The organism is Yimella radicis (genome assembly GCF_054778255.1).
Genome location: NZ_BAAGZR010000009.1, coordinates 197,858 through 210,406, shown reverse-complemented (window position 1 = coordinate 210,406; position 12,549 = coordinate 197,858). Strand labels below are relative to the sequence as shown.

Genomic DNA, 12,549 nt, shown 5'->3' with positions numbered 1-12,549 from the left:
GAACCGGTCCCTTCCTGTTGCGGCTGACGCGTCAGACGATCGACAGGGTGATCGTGCTGCCCTTCTTCACCGAGGTGCCGGGGCGCAGGCTTTGATCCCGGACGGTGTCGAAGAGCCCGCCGAAGAACCGGTCGAGTTCGACGGTGAATCCCTGTGACTCCAGGAGAGTCTTGGCGGCGCCGCTCTTCATGTCGATGACCCTGGGGACCTGGACCATCTCCGGCCCCTTGGAGACGATCAGTTCGACCGAGTCGCCCTTGTACAGGTTCGCGCCGCTCGCGGGAGTACTGCGGATGACCGAACCCTTGGCGACCGTTTCCGAGAACTCCTCCGTGCCGTAGGCCACCTTCAACCCGAGACGGGTCAACGAACCTTCAGCCTCAGCTCGAGGTCGACCGGCAACGTTCGGGACCGGAACCGGCTGCTTGCCCTTGCTCACGACGAAATTGACCTTGGCACCCTTCTTGAGCGCGGTGCCGGGTACCGGGGTGGACGAAATGACCGAGCCGGTCGGGACGCTCTCGTGGAAGGCTTGCGTCACGGTGCCCACGCCCAACTTCGCCTTCGTGATCGCCGCCCGCGCTGCAGCCTGCTTCGACCCCGCAAGTTTCGGGGCACTGAACCGCTCGGGCCCCTTGGAGACGGTGAGGGTGACGGTGGAGTTCTTGCGCTGCTCAGACCCGGCGCCCGGTTCGGCCCTGATGACCTTGCCCTGTGCGACGCTCTCGCTGAAGGTCTGTCGCACGCGTGCCTTGAGATCAGCCTTGCTGATCCGTTCGACCGCCGAGCCCTGAGCCAACCCGTTCACCGTCGGCACCTTTGTCGACCCCAACGGGCCGGACGTGAAGGCCCAAGCGGCGGCTGCGCCGAGCGACAGCAACGCCACCAGGAACAGGACGACCAGCAGGAGACCGCGTCGAGGACGCCGGGAGTTTTCGCCCGGCTGATAACCGCGGGTGTCGAGCGGATTGGTCTTGCTGTGGATGGCAGTGGTGTGCGATCTGCCGGCATCCACCTGCTCGTGGTCGACCTGTGCATCGGTGGTCTCGGTGGTCTCGGTGGTCTCGGCGTCCGAGGGGAGCGCACGGGTGCGCCGGTCGCCGTGATCGGTGTGATCGGTGTGTCCGGACTCGAGCCCGCGTCGCACCGTCCGCAGCGCGACCAGCAGGTCGGCGGCAGTGCCCGGGCGATCGTCCGGATCCTTGGCGGTGGCCTGGGCGATGAGGTCGTCAACAGTGTCCGGGATACCGCAGACGGCGTCCGACGCGCGCGGCATCGTGCCGTGCACGTGCTGGTACGCGACATGGATCGGCGAGTCGCCCGGGAACGCCTTCTCGCCGGTGAGGATCTCGAAGAGCAACAGACCGGCGGAGTAGACGTCCGAACGCGCGTCGGCCGTGCCGTGCTCCACCTGCTCGGGGGACAGGTAGGAGGCGGTGCCGAGCAGGATGTCGCTGTCGCCCGTGAGTGTGCTCGTGGTGACCGCACGTGCCAGTCCGAAGTCGGTGACCTTCACCTGGCCGGTCTGGCTGATCAGGACGTTCTCCGGCTTCACGTCACGATGTACCAGGCCGGCACGGTGCGCGGCGGCGAGGCCGTCGAGGATCGGGTCCATCAGGCCGAGGGCCTCGTCGACCGGTAGCGGTCCGCGCCGCCGGATCAGCTGGCGCAGCGTGTCACCCAGCACCAACTCCATCGCCAGGAACGCGTACTGCCCGTCCGAGCCCTGGTCGGTCACGGCGACGACGTTGGGGTGCCCCAGCCGGGCCGCCGAGCGCGCCTCGCGTCGGAACCGCGCGACGAACGCGTCGTCGCGCGCGAGGTCCGCACGCATCACCTTCAACGCGACGTCACGCTCGAGGCGCTCGTCGATCGCCACGAAAACCGAGCCCATCCCGCCGTCGGCGAGGTGCCGGGTGACGCGGTATCGACCGTCGATCACTCGTCCCACGATCGATGCTTCACTGGCTGGACTCACCCGCAAATTCTAAGTTCCTTCCGAATCAGGGCCGGGGAGGTTGGGCTGCGTGTATGGCTCTGCCCGTCACGACGAGACCCGGCGCCGCATCGATCCGACGCACGACATGCCAAGCTGGTGCCGTGAACGACGTGGAAACCCTGGTCGGCTCCTGGCTGTCCGTGCCCGAAGTCGCCGATGCTCTCGGCCTGCCGCACCGCACCGTCCGCCGGATGATCGATGACGGCGAGTTGCTCGCTGCACGCATCGGCTCCAACGAGGCGCTGGCGGTACCGGCCGCCTTCGTCAAGGACGGCGAACTGCTGCCGGCGCTGATGGGCACGATCACGGTGCTGCGCGATGCGCATCTCACCGCCGACGAGGCGCTGCGCTGGTTGTTCACCCCGGACGAGACCCTGCCGGTGGTCGGTTCACCCATCACGATGTTGCAGCTCGGCCGCAAGGCCGAAGTGCGCAAACGGGCCAGCGAACTGGCCTGGTGAGGCACGCCCTCCCGGGCTGAACGGTCAGGCTGCGCGCGCGACGGCGATGCCGATCAATTCGCGCAACATCTGCTCGCCCTCCGGATCGAGGTAGGCCCGGTCGAGTGCCGAGCCGGCTTCACGGCTCAGGTCGGTGATCATCTGCTCGACCCGCTCGACCGCGCCGGACGCGGTGATCCAGTCCCGCAGTCGACCGATCCCGTCGTCGTCGAGATCGTCGTGTCCGAAGGATTCGTTGAACAAGCTGACCTCCCCGGCGGAACTGTTGTCGAGCGCCAGGGCGATCAACACGGTGCGCTTGCCCTCGCGCAGGTCGTCACCGGCGGGCTTGCCGGTGGCTTCCGGGTCGCCGTAGACACCGAGCAGGTCATCGCGCAGTTGGAACGCTTCGCCGAGTGCGAGGCCGTACTCGGACAGCGCCGACTCGGTGTCGGCGTCGACGCCGAACGCGGTCGCGCCGATGAGCAGAGGCTGTTCGACGGTGTACTTGGCACTCTTGTAACGGATCACGAGTCGGGCCCGTTCGATGCGGTCCTGCGTCGAGGCCGACTCCCACGGGCGCACCGATTCCAGGACGTCGAGGTACTGGCCGCCCATGAGCTGAGTCCGCATCCGGTCGAACACGACGCGACCTCGAGCCAGTTCGTCGGCCGGCAGCCCACTGGCGCTGTACAACTCGTCGGTCCAGTTCAGGCACAGATCGCCGGCGAGAATCGCGGCGGCTTCGCCGAATCGGTCCGATTCTCCGTCCCAGCCGTGCTCCCGGTGCAACGCCGCGAGCGTGCGATGTGCGGTGGGCATGCCGCGACGGGTGTCGCTGCGATCCATCACATCGTCGTGCAGCAACGCCGCTGCCTGGAAGACCTCCATGGCGGTCGCCACCTGCACGATCGCGTCGTCGTGTCGTCCGCCGGCGGCACGGTAACCCCAGTAGCAGAACGCGGCACGTAGTCGCTTCCCGCCACGCAGCAGCGCGTTGATCGGCGCGATCAGGGCGTCCATCTCCGGGCCGATCGGCGCGAGCTCAGCGGTGTGGTGGGCGTGTGCGCGATCAAGGACGGTCTGAACCTGGGCGCGCAACTCCTCGAGGGGAAGGGGCTGGTTCACGCGGGGTCCTCTCGGCGGGCTTCATCGGGGGTTACTCACGAGTCGGTCACTGACGGGTCGAGGGCCGGGTAACCGCTAAGGTCGCCCACATGCCCGATGCGAGCGCTCGTCCGCACCCAAGCATTCCAGACCTGCTCCACGCGCCCGACACGGCGTTCAGTTTCGAGTTCTTCCCGCCGAAGGACGACGCGAGTGAAGCGATCCTGTGGGATTCCATCCGGCGCGTCGAGCGGATCCGACCCTCGTTCGTCTCCGTCACCTACGGCGCGGGGGGCTCGACCCGTGACCGGACGGTACGCGTCACCAGCCGGATCGAGCACGAGACGACACTCACCACGATGGCGCACCTGACCTGTGTCGGTTCCTCGACGACCGAGCTGCGTCAGATCGTCGGCCAGTACGCGGGTGCGGGCATCCGCAACATCCTCGCCCTGCGCGGCGACCCCGCCGGTGGGCTGGGCACGCCGTGGACCCCCCACCCGGAGGGTCTCGACCACGCCGACCAACTGGTCGGCCTGATTCGAGAGCTCGGCGAGTTCACCGTCGGAGTGGCCGCATTCCCCGACAAGCACCCGGAGTCGGGGTCGCTCGAGCACGACGCTCAGGTTCTGATCCGCAAGGCGCAGGCGGGTGCGTCCTTCGCGATCACCCAGATGGTCACCGACGTCGACGCCTACCTGCGCCTGCGCGACCTGGTCGCCGCATCCGGGCGATCGATTCCGATCGTTCCCGGACTGATGCCGGTGACTGCCTACGGCCAGCTGCAACGGATGACCGAACTCAACGGTCAGCCGTTGGCCGCGGAGGTCGTCGAGCGCATCGAGGCGGTGAAGGACGACAAGTCGGCCGTCCGGGAGGTCGGCATCCAGATCTGCACGGAGCACGCGCAGCGCATGCTGGCCGAAGGTGCGCCCGGTCTTCACTTCATCACGATGAACCGGTCGACCGCGACGCTGGAAGTGCACCGCAACCTGGTCGGCTGAACGCTTGCGCGACGGGTTGTCGGTGGGGGAACCTACTGTATGAGCGTTCGAACATGAGTTCGAACAACTCGTTCGGTCCACCCCTTCGCAGGAGGCGCCATGTCCACCGTCACCAGCAGCCCGACCCCGCTCGCCACCGGGGTCCTCGATCTCATCGATCGCTCCCGCGGTTGCCTGCTCGAGGCCTGTCATCAACAGGACGTCATCGAGCGGTACCGCTGCGCACAGCTGGCCGCCTTGCGCGCAGCGGCTGCGTTGCTGGCCGCGCGGAGCCGGCGCAACGCCAGGTCGGGTCCTCGGTCGGTGTGGGAGGTCGTCCCGACCGTCGCTCCCGAGCTCGCTGAGTGGGCGACCTACTTCACCGACACCGGGCGCCGGGGGCAGATCTTCGATCGGGGAGCACAGCGACCCACCGTGCGCGAAGCCGACGATCTGATTCGCGCCGGTGAGACCTTCCTCGGGCTCGTGCTTCGCTGTCTGGGTCTGCCGATGGCGTCCGTTCTGGGCGCCGGGCTCGACGCCGCGGTGGCTCCGTCGATGGCGCGGTGAGTTGCGGCCGGAAATTCAAAGTGACGAGTTCTGCTGCCCGGCCTACCATGCGGCCCGCCGGCGACTTATCCTCGGAGGTACACGTCGATGCTCGACGTGCATCCGCAACATTCCTGCTGGGAGGTCGACCGTGCCGCTGTCGGAGCACGAGCAACGCATGCTCGAGCAGATGGAACGCGCGTTGTCCGAAGAGGACCCGAAGTTCGCCTCCCAGATGCGTGCGGTCACCAGCCCGCGACGTGGACGCCTGATGATCGCTGCGTTCGGGATGATGATGGGCCTCGCGGTCGCCGTCGTCGGGGTGATGAACAACTTCATCTGGCTCGGCGTCGTGGGCTTCGTGGTGATGGTGGCTGTCGCGGCATGGGCCTTCAACGGCTCTGGTTCGGCCGCGAACCTCGGCACCGTGCAGGACGACGGCACCGTTCGTCCGGCTGAGCCCCGCGGGCACCGTCCGCGTGGTGGGCGAGGTCGCGGCGTGAGTCGCCCGGGCAAGCAGCGATCCTCCGGTTCATTCATGCAGCGGCTCGAGGCGCGCTGGGAGAAGCGTCGTCGCGAGCAGTGGTGACTCGTCGGTCGGCTTCTCAGCGAGTGAGAAGTAGCCCGCCCACCCACAGCAATGACACGGTGACCGCTGCCGCGAGTTCGATTCCGATGCTGGACAGCACCGCTTTCAAGGCCATCTTGGTCGAGGTCCACGCTGCCGAGGGATTGCGCAGGCGTACCTGCTCGGCGAGGTACACGCCGGCGATGAAACCGAGGAAGAGCCCCACATAGGGGATCACGAAGAAGCCGATCGCGGCCAGCACGATGCCCGCGAGGCGGGACCGCCCGGGGACGCCTGCCTGGCGCAGCGACCTGTTCGGGATCTGGTACTGCAGGAACCAGCCGATCAGCGCGATCACCACACTGATCCCGAAGATCACCCAGGCGGTCGTCGATCCGTTGTCCCAGGCCCACAGCAGGACACCGGCCTCGACCACGAGCAGGCCGGGCAGGACCGGCACGATGAGGCCGAGGATGCCGATGAGGATGAGTGCGCCGGCCAGAAGAGTCACGGGTTCCACGCGATGAACCTATCGCCCGGACAAGCGAATCGCCCGCACCGAGAACGGTGCGGGCGATTCGTTCTCACCGGCATGCCGGTGGGGTGTCTGTCGCGCTGTCAGTCCTGAGCAGCGTGCAGGCGGTCGGTCTCGTCGATGACTTCTTCGGCGACGTCCTGAAGCTTGTCCAAGTGGCTGCGTCCGTGGTGGGCGCAGAACAGCAGCTCCATGTCGCCGGCAAGACGGGCCCGGATAAATGCCTGAGCGCCGCATCGGTCACAGCGGTCAGCGGCGGTCAGCGTAGGTGCGAGTGCAGTGGCCATTGGGTCCATCCTTTCGTCGGGCGCCGAGACGCCGTCAGTTTCCTCTCGAGGAGGTCGTTCGTCACGACGGTCGATGCCCCCTCGCGGTTGCAACGGTGTGCGCCGTTCCGATGAGACAACATCCAAGCACCTCCGTGTGTTCCCGGAGGGGTTCTGCACCGGCGTGGCGTGTGCCATATCCGATCTGTGACCAGGACTGTCACCAGCCTCCGTCGGCCAGCCTCCCGGGCGATGTCGGTGGGCGCGGTTACGCTGCGAGCGCCGTCCCGCACGAAGGAGTTCGACCCCCGTGGTTCCTCGCAGTACATCGTCCGCCTCCGAATACAACGCTCGGCACCTGCAGGTGCTCGAAGGTCTCGAAGCGGTGCGCAAGCGTCCGGGCATGTACATCGGCTCGACCGATGGGCGCGGTCTCATGCACTGCCTGTGGGAGATCATCGACAACGCCGTCGACGAGGCGCTCGGCGGTCACGGCGATCGCATCGAGGTCACGTTGTTCGCCGACGGGTCGGTGCAGGTCAGCGACCACGGCCGAGGCATCCCGGTCGACATCGAACCGCGCACCGGACTCTCGGGTGTCGAAGTCGTGTTCACAAAGCTGCACGCGGGTGGCAAGTTCGGCGGAGGCTCCTACACCGCCTCCGGTGGCCTGCACGGCGTCGGCGCATCGGTCGTCAACGCGCTCTCGGCGCGACTCGACGTCGAGGTCGACCGGGCGGGAAAGACGTACGGGATGAGCTTCCGCCGCGGCGAACCCGGCACGTTCGCCGGCGACGGCCCGGACGCGCCGTTCACTCCGTTCGAGGTGGGCAGCGAACTCGCGGTCGTGGGCAAGGCCAAGCGTGGGGTCACCGGTTGCCGCATCCGTTACTGGGCCGACGACCAGATCTTCCTCAAGAACGCACGGTTCGACTACGACGGTCTGCTGGATCGTGCACGCCAGACCTCGTTCCTGATTCCCGGTCTGGCGATCGCCATCCGCGACGAACGCGGTCTGCCCGAGACTCCCGGTGCCGATGGTCCCCACGAAGAGTTGTTCCTGCACGACGGTGGCATCAGTGAGTTCACCGAGTACCTCGCCGCCGACCCTGCGGTCACCGACGTGTGGCGCTTGCAGGGTGAGAGCACGTTCACCGAGACGGTGCCGGTGCTGGACGACAAGGGCCACATGATGCCGACCGAGGTCGAGCGCAACTGCGTCGTCGACATCGCGCTGAGGTGGGGCACGGGCTACGACACGAAGGTGAAGTCGTTCGTCAACATCATCGCGACGCCCAAGGGCGGCACCCACGTCAGCGGGTTCGAGCAGTCGCTGCTCAAGGTCTTCCGCAAGCAGTTGGAGGTCAACTCACGTCGGCTGAAGGTCGGCAACGACAAGGTCGAGAAGGACGACATCCTGGCGGGACTCACCGCCGTCGTCACCGTCCGGCTGGCGGAGCCGCAGTTCGAGGGGCAGACCAAGGAGGTGCTGGGCACCTCGGCGGTGCGGGCCATCGTCAGCAAGGTCGTCGAACAGGAACTCACCGCCAACCTCACCTCGGGCAAGCGTGACTTGAAGACCCAGTCGACCCAGCTGCTGGAGAAGGTCGTGTCGGAGATGAAGACGCGCATCAGCGCGCGTCTTCACAAGGAAACCCAGCGCCGCAAGACAGCGCTCGAATCCTCTTCTCTGCCATCGAAATTGAAGGACTGTCGCTCAACCGACTCCGAGCGCACCGAGCTGTTCATCGTCGAGGGAGACTCCGCGCTCGGCACCGGCATGGCGGCCCGTAACTCCGAATATCAGGCGTTGCTGCCGATCCGCGGCAAGATCCTCAACGTGCAGAAGGCGTCCGTGGGCGACATGCTCAAGAACGCCGAGTGCGCCTCGATCATCCAGGTCGTCGGTGGTGGTTCAGGTCGTTCCTTCGACCCGGAGATGGTGCGTTACGGCAAGGTCATCCTGATGACCGACGCGGACGTCGACGGTGCGCACATCCGCACCCTGCTGCTGACGTTGTTCTTCCGGTACATGCGTCCGTTGGTCGAGGCCGGCAAGGTGTACGCCGCCGTGCCTCCGCTGCACCGCATCGAGACCAGTGCGCAGGGCCGCAGCAAGGGCGAGGTGATCTACACCTACTCCGAGGCGCAGATGCGCAAGACGATGGCCGACCTGCAGAAGAAAGGCCGTCACATCAAGCAGCCGCAGCGCTACAAGGGGTTGGGCGAGATGGACGCCGACCAGCTGGCCGAGACGACGATGGAGCCGCGCCATCGCACACTGCGCCGGGTCACACTCGCCGACGCCGAGGCCGCCGAGCGGATGTTCGATCTGCTGATGGGCTCGGAGGTCGCGCCCCGCAAGGACTTCATCGTCGACAACGCGGCGGGCCTCGATCTCGAGCGCATCGACGCCTGAGATCGGGCCCGCCGGGCCAGGGCTGCCGCGCGGTCAGTCCTCGAACTCGACGTCCTCGTCCTCGATGTCGACATCCTCTTCGTCGGGGGACTGCTCATCGTCGTCCACGACGTGCAGCGCCGCTTCCTCCGCGGGTTCGGCGTCGTCGCGCCGCTGGTACGCCGAGTCGTCGACCTCGTCGGGGTCACCGATGAAGTCCTGATCGGCCGGGATCGCGTCCGGGTCGTCACCGCCGGCCATGGCGTGGTCGCGTAACACGTCCGCCTCTTCCTCCGGCGCGCCGTAGGCGGTGCCTTCCTCGGGGATTTCCTGCCCGATGCGCTGGTCGATCGTCTCTTCCTCGTCGTCGTCGAGGAACTCCCCAGCCCGCGGCTGTCGCTCCGGCGGCGTCCAGGGTTCATCGTCGCTGTCGTTCGGGTCGTCGAGATAGGTCTCGGCGTCCCGGCGCTCCTGCGGGTCGAGTTCGGTGCTGCCGAAGTCGCTGTTCCATTCCTTCGATTCGTCGCTCATCACCCCACCGTACGACCCGGAAGAGGTGGTCGGGTCGCTGCGCAGGGTGGCCGTTGTCGGCGGCTGATGCGAACATATGTTCGTGTCCGGTGAGGGAGTGGTCGAGGGGCCGATGCTGCACGCCGATCTCGACTCGTTCTACGCCTCCGTCGAGCAGCGCGACGACCCTCGGCTGCGTGGGCGTCCCGTCGCGGTCGGCGGTGGGATCATCATGGCGGCCTCCTATGAAGCCAAGGCGTACGGCGTCTCGACACCGATGGGCGAGCGCATCGCCCGCCAACTGTGTCCTGATCTGCTGGTCGCGCCGATGCGGCCGAAGGTCTACATGGAAGCCAGTCGGGCGGTTTTCGAGATCTTCCACGACCTCACGCCGAATGTCGAAGGAATTTCGGTCGACGAAGCGTTCCTGGACGTCGGCGGACTCGCCCGTCTGGTCGGTTCACCGTCCCAGGTCGCTGCGCTGCTGCGGCAGCGGGTGCGGGACGAGGTGGGGTTGCCGATCTCGGTCGGGGTAGCTCGCACGAAGTACCTCGCAAAGATCGCGAGCGCGGTCAGCAAGCCCGACGGCTTGCTGGTCGTTCCACGTGACGGCGAGGAGGATTTCCTGTACCCGCTCCCGATCGAACGGCTGTGGGGAGTCGGTAAGAAGACGTCGGAGAAGTTGCACGCCAGGGGAATTCGCACGATCGGTCAGCTCGCCGAGCTCGAGCTTCGGTCATTGTCCGAGACAGTCGGCAAGGCCTCGGGGCGACACCTGTTCGCACTGGCGCATTTCCAGGATCCGCGTCCGGTCGAGCGGGGTCGGCGTCGCCGATCGATCGGCTCGCAGCGGGCGTTCGGCCCCGGGCGGCGTAGTGACGCCGAACTCGACCAGATCCTCGTCGGCATCGTCGACCGGGTCATGGGTCGAGTCCGTGACGGTGGCCGACCAGGGGCGACAATCACCGTCCGGGTTCGGTTCGGCGACTACGAGCGGGTCACCAGATCACGCACGCTGCCTCGACCCACGATGGCCACCGAGACCGTGCTGCGGATCTCCCGTGAACTGTTGCTCGGGCTACGCCCGCTGATCGCTGACCGCGGAATCACGTTGCTGGGCTTGACGATCGGTGCTCTCGACGCAAGCGGCACCACGCAGTTGATGCTGCCCTTCGACGCCCACCAATCCGGTGTCCTCGACACTGCGTTGGACGAGGTGCGCGAGAAGTTCGGGTCGGGTTCGGTGCGGCGCGGTGTGTTGGTCGGCAGCTCGGACGGGTTCGACGTGCCGATGCTGTCCGACGGAATGTGACTCAGTCGGGGTCCTGCGGCCAGGTCCACCGCACCCCGACGGTGCCCGGACCGACATTGCATATCCTCGGAATCGAGGTGGCAGGTGCTCCGGCCGATGCGCCCTGGGGGCGGCCTAGACTGCGCCGCATGGTGAAGCTGCAGATCGCCCAGGATGTCGAAGCCGACGAGTTGCTCTCCAGTGATCCGTTCGCGCTGTTGGTCGGAATGCTGCTGGATCAGCAGTATCCGATGGAGCACGCCTTCCGTGGTCCGGCCAAGATCGCGTCCCGCCTCGGCACGATCGACCCGAGAGTGATAGCCGCGCAGGAGCCCGAGCAGTTCGCCGACCTTGCCTCCACCCCTCCGGCGATCCATCGGTACGGCCGTTCGATGGCCGGTCGCGTGCAGCAGCTGGCTCAGGTCGTCGTCGCCGAGTACGACGGCGACGCGTCGAAGATCTGGTCGACTGCCGGCGACACCAAGGAACTGCTCAAACGATTGAAGGCTCTGCCGGGCTACGGCGACCAGAAGGCCCGCATCTTCGCCGCCCTGCTGGCCAAGCGGCTCGACGTCCGGTCGCACGGCTGGCGTGAGGTGATCGGACCCTACGCAGAGGAAGGGAGCTTCCGGTCGGTGGCGGACGTCGTCGACGGTGAGTCGCTGCAGAAGGTGCGCGACTTCAAGAAGCAGACCAAAGCCGCGGCCAAGGCGAAGGCGGCCGAGCAGTCGAGCTGAATGTAGGCAATAGCCTTCATCCGTAGTAATTTAGACATATGCCTGAATCGGACGCGGTGAAGGGTTCGGTCGTCGTCACGGCCGACCAGATCGGTAGTCGCAAGGGAGGCGACAACGTCCCGGCGGCGTTGGACGCCCTCGCGCAACTGCGGCTCGGACGAAGCTCGCGCCGATTCGCGCGTACAGCCGGTGACGAGATTCAGGGCTTGGTCACCGATTCGGCTGCGGTGGTGTCTGTCATCGAGACCCTCACGCGGCTCGGTGGCTGGCGTATAGGCATCGGTATCGGCGATGTCGACCGTCCTGTTCCGCGTGACGTCCGTGCCGCGAACGGTCCGGCCTTCCTCGCCGCCCGCGATGCGCTCAACACCGCGCGCAGCGCGCCGCAGGATCTACGCGTCGTGGGCCCTCCCTCATGCGCTGAAGCCGAAGCAGTGCTGTGGCTGTTGCTGAGTGTGTGGCGTCGCCGGACGCCGGCCGGCTGGGAAGCGTGCACCGTCGCCGCCGACGGTCGACCACAGCAGCAGGTTGCCAAGAGCCTGGGTATCACCGCTTCGGCGGTGAGCCAGCGGCTGCGATCGAGTGGGTTCGCCGAGACGCAGGCGGGGGCGCGGCTGGTCGAGCGACTGCTTGACCGGGCTCGCGCCGAGACTGTCGGTGGCCCCGGCTAGCGTGCACACCATGGATGGGGGATCGGCGCTCATCGTCACCGTGATCGGCTTCGTGGCCGTCCTGGTCGGCGGGCTGCTCACCATGCTCTGCTTCCGGGTCGTCGACCGCGGCAACCACTCGACGCCGCCGGCGGCGGACGCCGACGAACACTCCGTCGAGGCCGCAGGATCGAGCCTGCGCGGGGGCGCGTGGATTGGGGGTCTGGAGCGGCTGGCGATCTACTCGGGACTTCTGCTTGGTTGGCCCGAAGCGATCGCGATCGTGCTGGCTGTCAAGGGCCTCGGTCGATACCCGGAACTGAAGAACGGCGACAACTCGGCGGTGGCCGAGCGATTCATCATCGGCACGTTCGTCAGCGTGCTCTGGGCGTGCGGGTGCGCGGGAGTTGCGCACTGGTTGATCGGCTGAGCGTGGACGGACGGCTGACCCATCTGGGCCGAATCCATAGCCACACACGAACGTCAGCGCGGAACAAGACCTGAAGCGAGGGATCC

Annotated in this window: 14 protein-coding genes; 9 read left to right on the top strand and 5 right to left on the bottom strand. The window is 66.9% G+C overall.

Going from position 1 to position 12,549, the window contains the following annotated elements:
* Positions 1-31: 31 nt before the first annotated feature.
* A complete protein-coding gene (gene pknB, locus ACYU8W_RS08120; protein WP_499468132.1) occupies positions 32-1,978 on the bottom strand; it encodes a Stk1 family PASTA domain-containing Ser/Thr kinase in 1,947 nt (648 codons plus the stop codon).
* Positions 1,979-2,100: 122 nt separating this feature from the next.
* Between pknB and ACYU8W_RS08115 the strand changes: the two genes are divergently transcribed.
* Entirely contained in the window at positions 2,101-2,460 is a 360-nt protein-coding gene (locus tag ACYU8W_RS08115; protein ID WP_239701997.1) for an Rv2175c family DNA-binding protein, read from the top strand.
* Positions 2,461-2,484: 24 nt separating this feature from the next.
* Here ACYU8W_RS08115 and ACYU8W_RS08110 read toward each other — a convergent pair whose 3' ends face one another.
* Entirely contained in the window at positions 2,485-3,567 is a 1,083-nt protein-coding gene (locus ACYU8W_RS08110; protein WP_499468130.1) for a polyprenyl synthetase family protein, read from the bottom strand.
* An 89-nt stretch (positions 3,568-3,656) separates the two neighbouring features.
* On the opposite strand from ACYU8W_RS08110, the gene metF reads away from it, so the two are divergent.
* From metF to ACYU8W_RS08095, 3 genes are all read left to right on the top strand, one after another.
* Positions 3,657-4,550 carry a methylenetetrahydrofolate reductase [NAD(P)H] gene (gene metF / locus ACYU8W_RS08105; RefSeq protein ID WP_499468128.1) on the top strand — a complete coding sequence of 298 codons (894 nt, stop codon included), beginning with the start codon at positions 3,657-3,659 and terminating at the stop codon, positions 4,548-4,550.
* Positions 4,551-4,649: 99 nt separating this feature from the next.
* Positions 4,650-5,099, top strand: coding sequence for an SAV_6107 family HEPN domain-containing protein (locus ACYU8W_RS08100; RefSeq protein ID WP_499468126.1), 450 nt, complete (start codon positions 4,650-4,652; stop codon positions 5,097-5,099).
* A 130-nt stretch (positions 5,100-5,229) separates the two neighbouring features.
* Positions 5,230-5,667 (top strand): SCO2097 family morphological protein, encoded by a 438-nt coding sequence (locus ACYU8W_RS08095; protein ID WP_499468124.1) that lies wholly within the window; start codon positions 5,230-5,232, stop codon positions 5,665-5,667.
* Between the two features lie 16 nt (positions 5,668-5,683).
* On the opposite strand, the gene ACYU8W_RS08090 is transcribed toward ACYU8W_RS08095, so the two are convergent.
* Together ACYU8W_RS08090 and ACYU8W_RS08085 are read right to left on the bottom strand one after the other, a co-directional pair.
* Complete coding sequence (locus ACYU8W_RS08090; protein WP_499468122.1) at positions 5,684-6,166, bottom strand: DUF456 domain-containing protein; 483 nt, start codon at positions 6,164-6,166, stop codon at positions 5,684-5,686.
* 98 nt (positions 6,167-6,264) lie between these two features.
* A complete protein-coding gene (locus ACYU8W_RS08085; RefSeq protein ID WP_129624003.1) occupies positions 6,265-6,468 on the bottom strand; it encodes a DUF7455 domain-containing protein in 204 nt (67 codons plus the stop codon).
* 289 nt (positions 6,469-6,757) lie between these two features.
* On the opposite strand from ACYU8W_RS08085, the gene ACYU8W_RS08080 reads away from it, so the two are divergent.
* A complete protein-coding gene (locus ACYU8W_RS08080; protein WP_499468120.1) occupies positions 6,758-8,866 on the top strand; it encodes a DNA gyrase/topoisomerase IV subunit B in 2,109 nt (702 codons plus the stop codon).
* Between the two features lie 33 nt (positions 8,867-8,899).
* Here ACYU8W_RS08080 and ACYU8W_RS08075 read toward each other — a convergent pair whose 3' ends face one another.
* Complete coding sequence (locus ACYU8W_RS08075) at positions 8,900-9,376, bottom strand: hypothetical protein (RefSeq protein ID WP_499468118.1); 477 nt, start codon at positions 9,374-9,376, stop codon at positions 8,900-8,902.
* Between the two features lie 76 nt (positions 9,377-9,452).
* Between ACYU8W_RS08075 and dinB the strand changes: the two genes are divergently transcribed.
* The 4 genes from dinB (at position 9,453) to ACYU8W_RS08055 (ending at position 12,463) form a co-directional block, all read left to right on the top strand.
* Positions 9,453-10,667, top strand: coding sequence for a DNA polymerase IV (gene dinB / locus ACYU8W_RS08070; RefSeq protein WP_141928118.1), 1,215 nt, complete (start codon positions 9,453-9,455; stop codon positions 10,665-10,667).
* Positions 10,668-10,795: 128 nt separating this feature from the next.
* Positions 10,796-11,383, top strand: coding sequence for an HhH-GPD-type base excision DNA repair protein (locus ACYU8W_RS08065; RefSeq protein WP_141928119.1), 588 nt, complete (start codon positions 10,796-10,798; stop codon positions 11,381-11,383).
* Between the two features lie 38 nt (positions 11,384-11,421).
* The gene (locus ACYU8W_RS08060; protein WP_141928120.1) at positions 11,422-12,054 is read left to right on the top strand and encodes a transposase; all 633 of its coding nucleotides are present in this window, start codon (positions 11,422-11,424) and stop codon (positions 12,052-12,054) included.
* Positions 12,055-12,064: 10 nt separating this feature from the next.
* The gene (locus tag ACYU8W_RS08055) at positions 12,065-12,463 is read left to right on the top strand and encodes a hypothetical protein (protein WP_499468115.1); all 399 of its coding nucleotides are present in this window, start codon (positions 12,065-12,067) and stop codon (positions 12,461-12,463) included.
* Positions 12,464-12,549 lie beyond the last annotated feature (86 nt).